This window comes from Streptomyces sp. NRRL S-495 (assembly GCF_000966955.1).
GTDB classification, from domain to species: Bacteria; Actinomycetota; Actinomycetes; order Streptomycetales; family Streptomycetaceae; genus Kitasatospora; species Kitasatospora purpeofusca.
Genome location: NZ_JZWY01000213.1, coordinates 1 through 15,099, shown reverse-complemented (window position 1 = coordinate 15,099; position 15,099 = coordinate 1). Strand labels below are relative to the sequence as shown.

General features: G+C 73.3%; 11 protein-coding genes and 2 pseudogenes. 6 read left to right on the top strand and 7 right to left on the bottom strand.

Translation table 11 applies throughout. The annotated features are described in order from the left end of the window. Both VR45_RS13285 and VR45_RS13280 read left to right on the top strand, forming a co-directional pair. Positions 1-757 (top strand): transketolase C-terminal domain-containing protein (locus VR45_RS13285; protein WP_045939928.1); only part of this gene is annotated, 757 nt, incomplete at its 5' end. A gap of 180 nt (positions 758-937) precedes the next feature. Further along, the gene (locus tag VR45_RS13280; protein ID WP_231978539.1) at positions 938-2,455 is read left to right on the top strand and encodes a glycosyltransferase family 39 protein; all 1,518 of its coding nucleotides are present in this window, start codon (positions 938-940) and stop codon (positions 2,453-2,455) included. Positions 2,456-2,570: 115 nt separating this feature from the next. Here the strand turns inward: VR45_RS13280 and VR45_RS13275 are convergent, their stop codons facing one another. The 5 genes and pseudogenes from VR45_RS13275 to VR45_RS13255 form a co-directional block, all read right to left on the bottom strand. Continuing rightward, positions 2,571-4,700 carry a 3-hydroxyacyl-CoA dehydrogenase NAD-binding domain-containing protein gene (locus VR45_RS13275; protein ID WP_045939927.1) on the bottom strand — a complete coding sequence of 710 codons (2,130 nt, stop codon included), beginning with the start codon at positions 4,698-4,700 and terminating at the stop codon, positions 2,571-2,573. A 2-nt stretch (positions 4,701-4,702) separates the two neighbouring features. Beyond that, positions 4,703-5,920, bottom strand: coding sequence for an acetyl-CoA C-acyltransferase (locus VR45_RS13270; RefSeq protein WP_045939926.1), 1,218 nt, complete (start codon positions 5,918-5,920; stop codon positions 4,703-4,705). Positions 5,921-6,228: 308 nt separating this feature from the next. Next, positions 6,229-7,523, bottom strand: a pseudogene (locus VR45_RS13265) (ribonuclease D). 170 nt (positions 7,524-7,693) lie between these two features. After that, complete coding sequence (locus VR45_RS13260; protein ID WP_045939925.1) at positions 7,694-8,413, bottom strand: response regulator transcription factor; 720 nt, start codon at positions 8,411-8,413, stop codon at positions 7,694-7,696. 317 nt (positions 8,414-8,730) lie between these two features. After that, complete coding sequence (locus VR45_RS13255) at positions 8,731-9,393, bottom strand: DUF3000 domain-containing protein (protein WP_063772469.1); 663 nt, start codon at positions 9,391-9,393, stop codon at positions 8,731-8,733. A gap of 283 nt (positions 9,394-9,676) precedes the next feature. Between VR45_RS13255 and hemE the strand changes: the two genes are divergently transcribed. After that, positions 9,677-10,690 carry a uroporphyrinogen decarboxylase gene (gene hemE, locus VR45_RS13250; protein ID WP_234325962.1) on the top strand — a complete coding sequence of 338 codons (1,014 nt, stop codon included), beginning with the start codon at positions 9,677-9,679 and terminating at the stop codon, positions 10,688-10,690. 54 nt (positions 10,691-10,744) lie between these two features. Here hemE and VR45_RS13245 read toward each other — a convergent pair whose 3' ends face one another. Beyond that, positions 10,745-11,830 carry a DUF4349 domain-containing protein gene (locus VR45_RS13245; RefSeq protein WP_159394206.1) on the bottom strand — a complete coding sequence of 362 codons (1,086 nt, stop codon included), beginning with the start codon at positions 11,828-11,830 and terminating at the stop codon, positions 10,745-10,747. A gap of 218 nt (positions 11,831-12,048) precedes the next feature. On the opposite strand from VR45_RS13245, the gene VR45_RS13240 reads away from it, so the two are divergent. From VR45_RS13240 to hemQ, 3 genes are read left to right on the top strand one after another with little or no spacing between them, the layout of a single operon-like run. Beyond that, positions 12,049-12,645 (top strand): Uma2 family endonuclease, encoded by a 597-nt coding sequence (locus VR45_RS13240; protein ID WP_045939922.1) that lies wholly within the window; start codon positions 12,049-12,051, stop codon positions 12,643-12,645. A gap of 33 nt (positions 12,646-12,678) precedes the next feature. Further along, positions 12,679-14,082 carry a protoporphyrinogen oxidase gene (gene hemG / locus VR45_RS13235; protein ID WP_045939921.1) on the top strand — a complete coding sequence of 468 codons (1,404 nt, stop codon included), beginning with the start codon at positions 12,679-12,681 and terminating at the stop codon, positions 14,080-14,082. Then, positions 14,079-14,804 carry a hydrogen peroxide-dependent heme synthase gene (hemQ, locus tag VR45_RS13230; protein WP_045939920.1) on the top strand — a complete coding sequence of 242 codons (726 nt, stop codon included), beginning with the start codon at positions 14,079-14,081 and terminating at the stop codon, positions 14,802-14,804. Before hemG ends, hemQ begins: the two co-directional genes overlap by 4 nt. Before the next feature lie 49 nt (positions 14,805-14,853). Here hemQ and VR45_RS13225 read toward each other — a convergent pair. Further along, positions 14,854-15,099 (bottom strand): annotated as a pseudogene (locus VR45_RS13225) (TIGR04222 domain-containing membrane protein); the annotation flags it as partial.

The following is a 15,099-nucleotide window of genomic DNA, read 5'->3' as shown; positions in this document are numbered from 1 at the left end:
CGCGACCTTCCTCAACCGCGCCTTCGACCAGGTGCTGATGGACGTCGCCCTGCACAAGCTGGGCGTCACCTTCGTGCTGGACCGCTCCGGCGTCACCGGCACCGACGGCGCCTCGCACAACGGCATGTGGGACATGTCGATCCTCCAGGTCGTCCCCGGCCTGCGGCTCGCCGCCCCGCGCGACGCCGACCAGGTCCGCGCCCAGCTGCGCGAGGCCGTCGAGGTCAAGGACGCCCCGACGGTGGTCCGCTACTCCAAGGGCTCGGTCGGCGAGGCCGTCCCGGCGGTCGCCACGGTCGGCGGCATGGACGTCCTGCGCGCCGCCGTGCCCGACTCCCTCGGCGAGGCCGAGGACGGCCACCGGGCCGATGTGCTGATCGTCTCGGTCGGCGCGCTCGCCCCGATGTGCCTGGAGGTGGCCGACCTGCTGGCCGCCCAGGGCATCAGCTCCACCGTGGTGGACCCGCGCTGGGTCAAGCCGGTCGACCCGGCGCTGCCCGGCCTGGCCGCCGAGCACCGGGTGGTCGTCACGGTCGAGGACAACGGCCGGGTCGGCGGCGTCGGCACGGCGATCGCCCAGGCGCTGCGGGACGCGGACGTGGACCTGCCGCTGCGTGACTTCGGCATCCCGCAGGAGTTCCTGGACCACGCCTCGCGCCCGGAGATCCTCGCCGAGATCGGCCTCACCGCCCCGGACATCGCCCGGCAGGTGACCGCCCTGGTCTCCCGGCTGGACGTCGCCACCGTCGAGGCCTGACCGCTCCGCCACGTGAGTACCGCCGTCCGGGGGAGAGCCCCGGACGGCGGTCCTCCGGTCCGGCTCTGCGACAGCTCTGCAACAGTGAGGCCGATAATCGCACCAAAGGCGGGACCGGCGCTGCCCGTGCCGATTCCGCCCGGTAGGTTGTCATCCGTGCCGACCCCCACCCGATCCCGCTTGACCGCGCTCACCGAGCGCCTGCCCTTGGGGGTACCCCCGGCCGACGGCTGGGAGCGGGTGAAGACCGGCTACTGGTCGCGACTGGTGCCGTTGCTGGCCCTGGTCGCCCTGCTCACCCACCTGCCGTCCTTCGTCCGCCCGGTCTGGAGCCCCGACGAGGGCTTCCTGGCCACCCAGGCCCGGATGCTGGCCGACGGCGGCGTGCTCTACGACACCGTGGTGGACCGCAAGCCCCCGCTGCTGCCCTGGCTCTACCAGGCCTGCTTCACGGTCTTCGGCTCCGCCTCGCTCTGGCCGCTGCGCACCCTCGCGGTGGCAGCCCACCTGGTCACCGCGATCCTGCTGGCCTCGATCGCCCGCGGCCGCTGGGGCAACCGGGCCGGCGCCGGCGCCGGGCTGCTCTACCTGCTGGTCTCGATCGGGCTGTCCCCGGAGGACACCCAGGCGGCGACCTTCGAGGTCTTCATGCTGCCCGCCATGGTGGCCGCGTTCCGCTACGCCGAACGCCGCCGCTGGCTGGCCGCCGGCATCGCGGTGGCGCTCTGCTCGCTGACCAAGCAGACCGGCGGCGCGGTGCTGCTGCCGGTGCTCTGGATGCTCTTCCAGGACGCCCGGCAGCGCGGCGTCCGCTGGATCCCCGCCCTGTTCAAGATCGGCTTCGGCTTCACCCTGCCGATAGCGCTGGTCGCGGTGATCCTGACCAAACCCAAGGGCTTCCTGTTCTGGGTGGTCACCGGCAGCGGCGACTACGCCACCTCCGGCGGCGCCTGGCTGCAGATGGTCGGGCGGGCGCTCGGCAACTCGGCGATCCTGATCGGCGCCGGGCTCGGCTTCCTGCTGCCGGTCGGCCGGAGGCTGTGGCTGAAGTACCGGCACCGCCCGCTGCCGGTCGCCGGCGAGGAGCACGGCTCCACCACCGACCTGTGGATGTGGCTGCTCTCCTCGGTCGTCGCGGTCAGCGTCGGCTTCCACTTCTTCGGCCACTACTACCTCCAGCTGATGCCCCCGCTGGTGCTGCTGGGCACCGGGGCGGTCGCCACCTCGGCGGTCCGCTGGAAGCCGGTGCTGGTGTACACCACGGCCGCCGCCACCGTCTTCTGGGGCCTGGCGCTGGCCTGGCCGGGGGAGCGGCTGGACCGCACCACCGAGGTCGCCACCGCCGTCGCCGCGCAGACCACGCCCAAGGACACCGTGCTGGTCTGGGGCATGCACCCGGAGCTGTACTGGCTCGCCGACCGCAAGCCCGCCACCCGGTACCTCACGGCCGGCTTCCTGACCAACTACAGCGGCGGCAAGGACGGCAGCCCCAACGTCGGCGAGCAGTTCTCGATGGCCAACGCCTGGCAGACCTTCGACCAGGAGATCGCCAAGGGCCTGCCCGAGGTGGTCGTCGACGACTCCGGCCTCGCGCCGTACCAGCCGGGCATGATCCCGAAGATCGAGAACCTGCTGGACACCCACTACGAGATGGTCGGCGTCTTCGCCGACACCGTCGTCTACCGCCTCAAGCGCTGACGACGCCCCACCCGGGGTACCCGCCGGAAGGCCCGCAACGGCCTCCGTACGGGCCGCGGCGGACGACAGAGGGCCCCGGTGACCATCAAGGTCACCGGGGCCCTCCGCGTCATCCTCAGGCGGGCACGGAGGCCAGGCCCGGGGCGAGGAAGCGCTTGCCGTTCACGCGCTCCGAGATGCCCTCACGGTCCAGGTACGGGGTGATCCCGCCCAGGTGGAAGGGCCAGCCGGCGCCGGTGATCATGCAGAGGTCGATGTCCTGCGCCTCGGCGACGACACCCTCCTCCAGCATCAGACCGATCTCCTGGGCGACGGCCTCCAGGGCGCGGCCCAGCACCTGCTCCTCGGTCAGCACGGTGTCGCCGAAGGTGAGCAGCTCCAGCACCTCGGGGTCGAGGACCTGCTGGCCGTCCACCCAGGTGTAGAAGCCGCGCTTGCCGGCCTTGACCACCCGGCCGAGGTTCTCGGAGACGGTGAACCGCTCCGGGAACGCGCCGTGCAGGGTCTCCGAGACGTGCAGGGCGATGGCCGGGCCGACCAGCTCCAGCAGCACGATCGGGGACATCGGCAGGCCGAGCGGCTCGACGCCCTTCTCGACGGTGGCGATCGGGGTGCCCTCGTCGATGATGCTCTGGATCTCGCCCATGAAGCGGGTCAGGATCCGGTTCACCACGAACGCCGGGGCGTCCTTGCAGAGCACCGCGGTCTTCTTCAGCTTCTTCGAGACGCCGAAGGCGGTGGCCAGCGAGACGTCGTCGGTCTTCTCGCCGCGGACGATCTCCAGCAGCGGCAGGATCGCGACCGGGTTGAAGAAGTGGAAGCCGACGACCCGCTCGGGGTGCTTCAGCTTCGAGGCCATCTCGGTGACCGAGAGCGAGGAGGTGTTGGTCGCCAGCACACAGGTCGGCGAGACCACGTTCTCCAGGTCCGCGAAGACGGTCTGCTTGACGCCCATCTCCTCGAACACGGCCTCGATCACGAAGTCCGCGTCACCGAAGGCGGCGGCCTTGTCGAGCGAGCCGGAGACCAGGCCCTTGAGGCGGTTGGCCTTGTCCTTGCCGATGCGGCCCTTGCCGAGCAGCTTGTCGATCTCGGCGTGGACGTAGCCGACGCCCTTGTCGACGCGCTCCTGGTCGATGTCGGTGAGGACCACCGGCACCTCCAGCCGGCGCGCGAACAGCAGCGCCAGCTGCGAGGCCATCAGACCGGCGCCGACGACGCCGACCTTGGAGACCGGGCGGGCCAGCGACTTGTCCGGCGCGCCGACCGGGCGCTTGGCCCGGCGCTGCACCAGGTTGAAGGCGTAGATGCCGCTGCGCAGCTCGCCGCCCATGATGAGGTCGGCCAGGGCCGCGTCCTCGGCGTCGAAGCCGGCCTGCAGGTCCTGGTCCTTGACCTGGGCGATGATGTCCAGCGCCCGGTACGCGGCCGGGGCCGCCCCGTGCACCTTGGCGTCGGCGACCAGCCGGCCCCAGGCGACGGCGTCGTCCCAGGCCTTGCCGCGGTCGATCGCCTCGCGCTCGACGGCCACGTCGCCCTTGAGGACCTTGGCCGCCCAGAGCAGCGACTGCTCCAGGAAGTCGGCCGGCTCGAAGATCGCGTCGGCGATCCCCAGCTCGAACACGTCCTTGCCCTTGAGCTGCTTGTTCTGCGCCATCGAGTTCTCGATGATCACCTTGACGGCCTTGGCCGGGCCGATCAGGTTCGGCAGGATGCTGCAGCCGCCCCAGCCGGGGACGAGGCCGAGGAAGACCTCGGGCAGCGAGAACGCCGGGACGCCCGCCGACACCGTGCGGTAGTCGCAGTGCAGGCCGACCTCGACGCCGCCGCCCATGGCCGCGCCGTTGTAGAAGGCGAAGGTCGGGACGGGCAGCGCGGCGATCCGCTTGAAGACCTCGTGGCCGCCCTTGCCGATGGCGAGCGCGTCCGCGTGCTCCTGGAGCAGCTCGACGCCCTTGAGGTCGGCGCCGACCGCGAAGATGAACGGCTTGCCGGTGATCGCGGCGCCGACGATCGTGCCCTCGGCGGCCTCCGCCTCGACCTGGTCCAGCGCCTCGCTCAGCTTGAGCAGCGAGCCCGGGCCGAAGGTGGTCGGCTTGGTGTGGTCGAAGCCGTTGTCCAGGGTGATCAGGGCCAGCCGGCCGGCCTGCAGCGGCAGGTCCAGGTGGCGGACGTGCGCGGTCGTGACGACCTCGCCGGGGAAGAGCTCGGCGCCGCGGGTCAGCAGCTCAGTCGTGGTGCTCATGCTCACTTACCACCCTCGAAGTGCGGGTTCTCCCAGACGATGGTGGCGCCCATGCCGAAGCCGATGCACATCGTGGTGAGGCCGTAGCGGACGTCCGGGCGCTGCTCGAAGCGGCGGGCCAGCTGGTTCATCAGGCGCACGCCCGAGGAGGCCAGCGGGTGGCCGAACGCGATCGCACCGCCGAACGGGTTGACGCGCTCGTCGTCGTCGGCGATGCCGTAGTGGTCCAGGAACGCCAGGACCTGCACGGCGAAGGCCTCGTTGACCTCGAACGCGCCGATGTCCTCGATGGTCAGACCGGCCTTGGCCAGCGCCTTCTCGGTGGCCGGCACCGGGCCGATGCCCATGACCTCGGGCTCGACGCCGACGAAGGCGTAGGAGACCAGGCGCATCCGGACCGGAAGGCCGAGCTCCTCGGCGACGTCCTCGGCGGCCAGCAGCGAGGCGGTGGCGCCGTCGTTCAGACCGGCTGAGTTGCCCGCGGTGATGTTGCCGTGCGGGCGGAACGGGGTCTTGAGACCGGCCAGGCTCTCCATCGTGGTGCCCGGGCGCATCGGCTCGTCCGCGGTGGCCAGGCCCCAGCCGGTCTCGCCGACCTCGGGGTTGGTGTTGCGGATCGAGATCGGCACCAGGTCGGGCTGGATGTCGCCGTTGGCGTACGCCTTGGCGGCCTTCTCCTGCGAGCGCACGGCGTAGGCGTCGCAGCGCTCCTTGGTGATGTGCGGGAACCGGTCGTGCAGGTTCTCCGCGGTCATCCCCATGAACAGGGCGGACTCGTCGACGAGCTTCTCGGAGACGAAGCGCGGGTTCGGGTCGACGCCCTCGCCCATCGGGTGGCGGCCCATGTGCTCGACGCCACCGGCCACGACCACGTCGTAGGCGCCGAAGGCGATGCCGCCGGCGGTGGTGGTCACGGCGGTCAGCGCGCCGGCGCACATGCGGTCGATCGCGTAGCCGGGGACGGACTTCGGCAGGCCCGACAGCAGTGCTGCGGTGCGGCCGATCGTCAGACCCTGGTCGCCGATCTGCGTGGTGGCCGCGATCGCGACCTCGTCGATGCGCTCGACGGGCAGGTTCGGGTTACGACGCACGAGCTCCCGGATGCACTTGACGACGAGGTCGTCGGCACGGGTCTCGTGGTAGATGCCCTTCGGGCCTGCCTTGCCGAACGGGGTGCGGACGCCATCGACGAAGACGACGTCCCTCGCGGTACGAGGCACGGGGGCTCTCCTCCCAGGGACCAACGGTTCAGTGGGCAGGCTGCCGCGAGCCGTCGCACGAATGGACGCGGGCGGCGCCGCCCACGGCCATGCTACCCGCCGGTAACCACCCTGCCCAGGCCCGGAAGCCGCAACACCGGATGTGTTGTCGCCCACTCCCTGATTCACCCGCCCGCCGCGGCGGCGGGAGCCGCCCTCACGCCGGTCGCGGGCCCCGGGTGGCGGGAGCGCCCTCCCTTCGTCGTCCGGGTACGACGAAGGGGATGCCGCCCGCTCCGGGCGACATCCCCTTCTCCGCTTCTTCCCGCTCAGCCCTGCTGGGCGGCCGTACTTGCCTTGGCGTCGGCCTTGGCGTCGGCCCCGGCCTTGGCCGCGTCGGCGAAGGCGGCGGCCAGCGTCGGGGCGACCAGGTCCCCCCCACCTGCCACTGCCGGGCCCCGAGCCGCCGCAGCGCGGCGGCCACGTTCGCGGCCGAGGCGTCGGCCGGCGGCTCCCAGGAGACCCGGCGGACCAGGTCCGGGGTGATCAGGTTCTCGGCCGGCAGGTGGTGCCGCTCGGCCAGCTCGGCGACCGCGGCGCGGGCCCCGCTCAGCCGGGCGGCCGCCACCGGGTCCTTCTCGGCCCAGGCGCGCGGCGGCGGCGGGCCGTCGTGCGGTGCGGCGGCCGGCGGCAGCTGGTTCTCCGGCACCTCCCGCCCGCGCTGGACGGCGGCCAGCCACTGCTCCAGCTGACGCCGGTGCACCCGGGGCCCGAAGCCCTGGACGCCCTGCAGTGCGGCGATGTTCAGCGGCATGGCCAGCGCGGCGTTGACGATCGCGGCGTCCGAGAGCACCCGGCCCGGCGAGACGTCCCGCTCCTGCGCCGTCCGGTCGCGGGCCAGCCACAGTTCGCGCACCACGGCCAGCTGGCGGCGCCGGCGGACCTTGTGCAGCTGCGAGGTGCGGCGCCACGGGTCGGTCCGCGGGGCCGGGCGGGGGGCGGCGGCGATCGCCGCGAACTCCTCCAGGGCCCAGTCGAGCTTGCCCTGGGCGTCCAGCTCCTGTTCGAGTGCGTCGCGCAGCTCGACCAGCACCTCGACGTCCAGAGCGGCGTAGCGCAGCCACGGCTCGGGCAGCGGACGGGTGGACCAGTCCACCGCCGAGTGCTCCTTGGCCAGGCTCAGCCCGAGCACGCTCTCGGTCATCGGTCCGAGGCCGACCCGGGCGAAGCCGGCGATCCGGCCGGCCAGCTCGGTGTCGAACAGTCGCTGGGGTCTCATGCCGACCTCGGCCAGGCAGGGCAGGTCCTGGGTGGCGGCGTGCACCACCCATTCGGTGTCCGCGAGGGCCGCGCCCAGCCCGCTGAGGTCGGGGCAGGCGATCGGGTCGATCAGCGCGGTCCCGGCGCCCGCGCGGCGAAGCTGGATGAGGTACGCCCGCTGGCCGTAGCGGTAGCCGGAGGCCCGCTCGGCGTCGACGGCGACCGGTCCGGATCCCGCGGCGAAGGCGGCGACGGTGTCGGCCAGCGCCCGCTCGTCCGCCACGACCGGAGGGATCCCCTCCTTCGGTTCGAGGAGCGGGACCGGGGCTGCTTCTTCTGGGATGGCTGCTACGGCGTCGGTCACCTACCAAGGGTACGACGGACCCCGCGACCGGGAGTGTTGTCGGACTGGTCAGACCGATGAAGGGGCCCGTCCGAGGCTCTCCGGACGGGCCCCGCAGGGCATTCCCTGCCGCGGTGCGCGGCGACCCGGGAGGAAACGTTCCTCCTGGGCCGCCGCAGCGGCGCCGGGGCTCAGTGGATGATGCCGGTGCGCAGCGCGACCGCGACCATGCCGGCGCGGTCGCCGGTGCCGAGCTTGCGGGCGATCCGGGCGAGGTGGCTCTTCACGGTGAGCGCCGAGAGGCCCATCGCCACGCCGATCGCCTTGTTCGACTGGCCCTCGGCCACCAGTCGCAGCACCTCGACCTCACGGCCGGACAGCTCGCGGTAGGCGGTCTGCTGGGCGCCCGGCGCGCCGTGGGCACCGGGCGCACCGCCGGGAGCCCCGGCCGCACCCGGCATGCCGGGCATCCCGGGGCGCCGCATCCGGCCGGCCAGCCCGGCGGCGCCGAGCGGCAGGCCCGGGCGGCCCGGCATGGCGACATTGGTGCGGGTACCGGTCACGACGTAACCCTTGACCCCGCCCGCCAGCGCGCTGCGGACGGCGCCGATGTCGTCGGCCGCGGAGAGCGCCAGCCCATTGGGCCAGCCGGCGGCCCGGGTCTCGGCGAGGATGGTCAGCCCCGAGCCGTCGGGGAGGTGGACGTCGGCGACACAGATGTCGCGCGGGGTGGAGACCCGGGGGCGGGCCTCGGCGATCGAGGACACCTCGATCACGTCCCGGACGCCGAGCGCCCAGAGGTGACGGGTGACGGTGTTTCGGACGCGGGGATCGGCGATGACCACCATGGCGGTGGGCTTGGTCGGGCGGTAGGCGACCACGTTTGCGGGGTGCTCAAGAAGGACCGACACCAGGCCTCCTGCGGGAGTGGCGGACGGAACCCCGAGGGGGCGGTCGGAGTGTTCCGCGTTCGGAAAGGGTCACAGTCTGCTTCGGCAGCATCCGTGCCCGGCTTTAGCGAAAGATCACGATCTAGTGAGTAACAATACGGACAAATCGCGCAGGTGACTGATTACGACATGCCTGGAAATCGCACAAAATCGATCAGACTCGACGCGAAGCAGTCGGATTCGACCGGATTGTTGACGGAGAGCCGCACCGAAGTCACACTCCGTCAGCCCTGGGGGTGGCATCGCGTCCGGTGATGACGCCGCGGCGGCGCCACTCCTCAGTGCGAGCGCGGACGTCGCCTGGCGGGCATCGGGACCACTCCACCGAGTGACGTGACGTCGGCCGGCGCGTGCGGCGCCGCGGCCGCGGGCGGCAGACCCGCGCTGATGCAGAGCAGGTCCCCCCAGGCCGCCAGATGCCGCTCGAAGCGGCCGTCGGCCGGTGTCCAGGACGCCCTGATCTCGATCTCGGTGGTCGACGCGCGCTCAGCCAGCCCGCCGAAGTAGTGCGAGGCGCAGAGCGACACCGTGCCCGAGGGCTCCGCGTACCCGGCGCCGTGCGCCTGCAGCGCGTCCAGCAGCCAGGCCCAGCCGACCTCGGAGAGCATCGGGTCGCCGGCCATCTCCGGCTCCAGCTCCGCCCGGGTCATGGTGACCACACGGAAGTCCCCGTTCCAGGCTTCCTGCCCGGCCGGGTCGTGCAGCAGCACCAGCCGGCCGTCGGCCAGCTCCTCGCCGTCGACCTCGACGGTGGCGGTCAGCGCGAAGGAGTGCGGCGCCAGCCGGCGGGGGGCCGGAGCGGGGGAGAGGACGAGCTCGGGGCGCAGCCGGGCACCGGAGAACGCCTCCACGGCGGCCCGGAACTCACTCGGCGCCGCCTCCCGACCTGCTCCGCCACCTGCTCCGCCACCCTGCGCGGGGTGCCCTCCGACCGCTGCCATGACCCGAAGACTAGGTCGAAAACCCGGGTAATCGCCGTAACTTCTGCCCGCGCGGCGCGCCGGGGCGGCAATCCGGCCAGATCTCCGGCCGGATCCTCCTCCGCAGCCCCGATCGGATCCTTGTTCGGATCCTGGAGGAAGCGACGGGACCGCCGGGACGGGCGGGTCCGGGCCGCGTGCGAAGATTTGGAGCGTGAGCGAGACGACGGCAGTCCCCCCGACCGGCGCCACCCCCGGTCAGCAGCCCGACGCGCGCCGCGGCGCCGCGTACGACTCGGCGTTCCTGCGCGCCTGCCGGCACGAGCCGGTACCGCACACCCCAGTGTGGTTCATGCGCCAGGCGGGCCGCTCGCTGCCCGAGTACCTGAAGGTCCGTGAGGGCATCCCCATGCTGGAGTCCTGCATGCGGCCCGAGCTGGTCAAGGAGATCACCCTCCAGCCGGTGCGCCGGCACAAGGTGGACGCGGCGATCTTCTTCAGCGACATCGTGGTGCCGCTCCGGGCGATCGGCATCGACGTCGACATCAAGCCCGGCATCGGCCCGGTCATCGCCGACCCGATCCGCAGCTTCGCCGACCTGGAGCGGCTGCGCCCGCTGGAGCCGGACGACGTCCCCTACATCACCGAGGCCGTCGGTCTGCTCGTCGACGAGCTCGGCCCGACCCCGCTGATCGGCTTCGCCGGCGCCCCCTACACGCTCGCCAGCTACCTGATCGAGGGCGGGCCGTCCAAGAACCACGAGAACACCAAGGCCATGATGTACGGCGCGCCCGACCTGTGGGCCGCCCTGCTCGACCGGCTGGCCGGGATCACCGCCGCCTTCCTCAAGGTGCAGATCGAGGCCGGCGCCTCCGCGATCCAGCTGTTCGACTCCTGGGTCGGCGCGCTCGCGCCGGACGACTACCGCCGCTCGGTGATGCCGGCCAGCACCAAGGTGTTCGACGCGGTGGCCGGGTACGGCGTGCCGCGGATCCACTTCGGCGTCGGCACCGGCGAGCTGCTGGGCCTCATGGGCCAGGCCGGCGCGGACGTGGTCGGTGTCGACTGGCGGGTGCCGCTGAACGTCGCCGCCGAGCGGGTCGGCCCCGGCAAGGGCCTCCAGGGCAACCTCGACCCGGCGGTGCTGTTCGCGCCCACCAGGGCCGTCGAGACCAAGGCCCGCGAGGTGCTGCACGCCGCCCAGGCGCTCGGCAGCAGCGGCCACATCTTCAACCTCGGCCACGGCGTCATGCCCAGCATGGACCCGGACGCGCTCAGCCGCCTGGTCGCCTTCGTGCACGAGGCCAGCGCCCGCTGACCCGCCGTCCGGTGGCGGCCCCCTCCTGAAGGGGCCGCCACCGTCGGGTCCCGATCAGTGCGCGGGTTCCTCTTCTTCCTCTTCCTCGTCCTCCTCCGCGCGGTCCTCGTCCTCCTGCGCCGGCGCCACCGGGACCGGCTTCCGCCGCCGGCGCAGCACCCACAGCACCGCCGCCACCGGCGCGGCCACCAGCAGGAACGGCAGCACGGCGGCTAGCGCCACGAAGATCCCGCGCACGATCACGGCCAGCACGTGCCAGCCGCCGCCCAGTGCCGAACCGACCGAGGCCCAGAAGCCGTCCTCCTGCTTCGGCGCGTCCGGCACGTCGTGGACGGGCTCCGTCTGCTCCCGCACGTCCAGCGCGACGGTGGACAGCGAGGTCCGCGCCGACAGCTCCTTCACCTGCTTCTGCAGCGACTCCAGGTCCGCCTCCCGGCGGCTCAGCTCGCTCTCCATGCTGACGATCTCGGCCAGCGTCTTCGCCTGCGCCATCAGCGCACGCACCCGGTCCACGCTCGTCTGCTGGCTCTGCAGCCGGCTGTTGACGTCCGCGACCTGCTGGGTGAGGTCCTCCGCCTGGCTGCGCCGGGAGACCACCTCGCCGAGCCCGGCCAGCTGGTCCAGCGTCTGCTGGAACGCCGCCGAGGGCACCTTCACCGTGATCTGCCCGCTCTGCGGTCCGGGCGAGGGACGGTCCTCCGGCCTCAGCGGCCCGCTGGGCCCGCCCGCCGAGGCCCGGCCGCTCGTCGTCTCGCTCGCCACGTAGCCGCCCGCCGCGAGGGCCAGCTCGCGCGCCCTCGCCAGCGCCTGGTCCACCCGCGCCGCCCGCACCGTCAGCTGCGCCGAGTACGCGATCTGCCGCGCGTCCACCACCGGCGCCGCACTCGCCTGCCCGGCCGGCGGCGCCTTGGGCGCCACCGAGGCCACCCCCGGCGCCCCGACGGCGGCGTCCCCCTTGGCCGGCGCCCCGACGGCGGCCTCACCCTTGGCCGCCTCCCCGGCGGCGGCCTGCGCCGGGGCGACCGCCGACATGTCCCCCGCTCTCCGCTCCCCGCCGGCCCCGCACCCCGCCGTCAGCACCGCCGCCACGGCCACCGCCGCCAGCGCCCCCGCTCTCCGCCGTCCTCGTCCTCGTCCCACGATCGAGCCCTCCCCGCCGTCCGATGCTTCCCGGCACCCCCTCCCGGGGCACCCACACCAGTTGGACGGCCCCCGCCCCGCTCCGGACCCGCCCGGGAGGTCGCAGCTCGATCACGTCTCGGCCGCGACCAGGACAAGGCGCCCAGCCGTCGGTACACCTGCGGACTGTGCGGGCCCGACCGCCCCGCAGCCGTTCCGGAGCCCCTACGGTCGGGCCCATGAGTGAGTTGCCGGACCGCTTGCACCCGCCCCGCGTCGAGGGCTGGTTCGCCGAGGACCTCGACCACCTGCCACAGGCGCCGCCGCACGCCGAACTGATCGACGGCGCACTGGTCTTCAGGATGTCCCCGCAGCGCTCGTGGCACAGCCGGGCTGTTACGGCGCTGACGGCGGTTCTGGAGGAACTGGTCCCGGACGGCCTCCTGGCCGAGCGGGAGATGACGATCAGGCTCGACCGGCGGAACCGTCCCGAGCCGGACCTGGTGGTCGCGGCGGTCGAGTACGACCCCGACCGGACCTGGTTCGACGCCGCCGACGTGACGCTCGTCGTCGAGGTCGTGTCCCCCGAGTCGGCGCACCGGGACCGCACGGTCAAGCGGCGGAAGTATGCCGAGGCCGGCATCCCGCACTACTGGGTGGTCGAGGAGGAGGACGGCCTGCCGGTGGTCCACGTCCACGAACTGGACCGCCCGACGTCCGCCTGTGTCGCGGCCGGGATCTTCCGCAAGCGGCTGGAGCGACCGGTGCCGTTCCCCGTCGACATCGACCTGGACGGGCTCGTGCCCGCCCGCAATCGGCGGAAGCGGGCGGATTGAGGCAAAGGTGTAAAGCCTGCGAGACTGCGGGGCATGGCGCAAGCACATGTCGTGGTGATCGGCGGCGGGATCGCGGGGCTGACCGCGGCCGCCGTGGTCGGTGGGGGTGCGGGGGAGCCGGCGCGGGCGCGGGTGACGCTGTTGGAGGCGTCGGAGCGGCTGGGCGGGAAGCTGTGGGGCGGCGAGGTCGGCGGGGTCCGGGTGGACCTCGGGGCGGAGCTGGCGCGGGCCGTCGGGCTCGCTGAGCAGTTGGAGCCGCCGACCACCGCCAAGGCCGCGATCTGGACCAGGGGCGCGCTGCGGCCGCTGCCCGGCGGACAGGTGATGGGTGTCCCCGGCGATCTCGCGGCGCTGGCGGAGTCCGGTGTGCTGAGCCCCGAGGGGCTGGAGCGGGCCCGGCACGAGGTGGTCGGGGAGGCGGTCGCGGACGATGTCGCGATCGGCCGCTACGTCGCCGACCGGCTCGGCCGTGAGGTCGTGGACCGGCTGGTGGAACCGCTGCTCGGCGGTGTCTACGCCGGGCGCAGCGACGAGATCTCGCTGCGTGCCGCCGTGCCCGCGCTGCTGCCGGTCGCCAGCGGCGGCGGATCGCTGGTCGAGGGTGTGCACCGGCTGGCCACCCGGCCGACGACCGTCGGCACCCCCGTGTTCCAGGGCCTGCGCGGCGGTCTCGGCACCCTGCCGGAGGCGGTCGCCGCGGCCTGCGCCGGGGCCGGCGTCGAGCTGCGCACCCGGACCGCGGTGACGGAGCTGCGCCGCACCTCCGACGGCTGGCGGGTGACCACCGGCGACGGCGAGGTGCTCGCCGCGGACGCCGTCGTGCTGGCCGTGCCTGCGCCGGCCGCCGCCCGGCTGCTGCGCGCCGACGCGCCCGCCGCGGCCGCCGAACTGGACACCGTGGAGTACGCCGGGATGGCGCTGGTCACCCTGGCCTTCCGCCGCGCCGACCTGGCGCGCACACCGGTCGGCAGCGGCTTCCTCGTCCCGCCCGTGGACGGCCGCCGGATCAAGGCGTCCACCTTCTCCTCCAACAAGTGGGGCTGGCTGGAGCGGTCCGCGCCGGACACCTTCGTGCTGCGCACCTCGCTGGGCCGGCTGCGCGAGGAGGAGCCGTTGGAGCTGGCGGACGAGGAACTGGTCGCCCGCTCGCTGGCCGACCTGGGCGAGGCGATCGGTCTGACCGCCCGTCCGTACGACACCGCCGTCACCCGGTGGCGGGCCGGACTGCCGCAGTACCCGGTCGGCCACCTGGACCGGGTGGCCCGGATCCGGGCGGCGGCGGACCGGGTGGGAGCGCTGGCCCTGTGCGGGGCCGCGTACGACGGCGTGGGCATCCCGGCGTGCGTCGCGAGCGCCCGGGCGGCCGTCGCCGCGCTCGACCGAGTACTGACCCCGCTGGCCGGGGCGAACGTCACCGAGAGGACAATGGGCGCATGACTGAGACCGCTGAGCAGCAGGCCGCCGAGCAGCCCGCCAAGTTGAAGGCGCGGGACCTGAACCAGGTCATCCGCTACACCATGTGGTCGGTGTTCAAGCTCAAGGGCGCGCTGCCCGAGGACCGCACCGGCCTGGTCACCGAGGTCGAGGAGCTGTTCGCCCAGCTGGACGCCAAGGACGTCACGGTGCGCGGCACCTACGACGTGTCCGGTCTGCGCGCGGACGCCGACATCCTGGTGTGGTGGCACGCCGCCGACTCGGACGACCTCCAGGAGGCGTACAACCGCTTCCGCCGCACCGGCCTGGGCCGGCAGCTGGAGCCGGTCTGGTCGAACATGGCGCTGCACCGCCCGGCGGAGTTCAACAAGTCGCACATCCCGGCGTTCCTCGCCGACGAGCGCCCGCGCGACTACGTCTGCGTGTACCCGTTCGTGCGCTCCTACGAGTGGTACCTGCTGCCGGACGCCGAGCGGCGCGCGATGCTCGCCGAGCACGGCCAGATGGCGCGCGGCTACCCCGACGTGCGGGCCAACACGGTCGCCTCGTTCGCGCTGGGCGACTACGAGTGGCTGCTCGCCTTCGAGGCGGACGAGCTGCACCGGATCGTGGACCTGATGCGCGACCTGCGCCCGTCCCGGGCCCGGCTGCACGTCCGCGAGGAGGTGCCGTTCTTCACCGGTCGCCGCAAGCCGGTCGCCGAGCTGCTCAGCGGCCTGGTCTGAGCCCGGCCGAAAAGGGCCCCGTCCGTACCGGACGGGGCCCTTCGGCGTGTCAGTGGCGGCGCAGGGCGGCGCGCAGCCGGGCGTCCGGGAGGACGGCGGGGCCGTTCATCGCGACGGCGGTGAGCAGTTCGCGCTCGTCGTCGTCGGTGAGGCCGTGCTGGCGCGGCGGGCGGACCTCGCGGAGCACCTCCTGGCCGATCGGCGAGGCCCAGCGGGTGTACGGGTAGACGTCGACCCGGGCCATCAGCAGGGTGCCCGAGGTGAGCACCAGCGGCAGCGAGAACCAGGCCAGCGG

Coding starts and splice junctions, on each gene's coding strand:
- VR45_RS13275 (WP_045939927.1), bottom strand. CDS start 4,700: ATGAGCACCACGACTGAGCTGCTGACCCGCGGCGCCGAGCTCTTCCCC.
- VR45_RS13255 (WP_063772469.1), bottom strand. CDS start 9,393: ATGGCAGCGGTCGGAGGGCACCCCGCGCAGGGTGGCGGAGCAGGTGGC.
- VR45_RS13240 (WP_045939922.1), top strand. CDS start 12,049: ATGAGTGAGTTGCCGGACCGCTTGCACCCGCCCCGCGTCGAGGGCTGG.
- hemG (WP_045939921.1), top strand. CDS start 12,679: ATGGCGCAAGCACATGTCGTGGTGATCGGCGGCGGGATCGCGGGGCTG.
- hemQ (WP_045939920.1), top strand. CDS start 14,079: ATGACTGAGACCGCTGAGCAGCAGGCCGCCGAGCAGCCCGCCAAGTTG.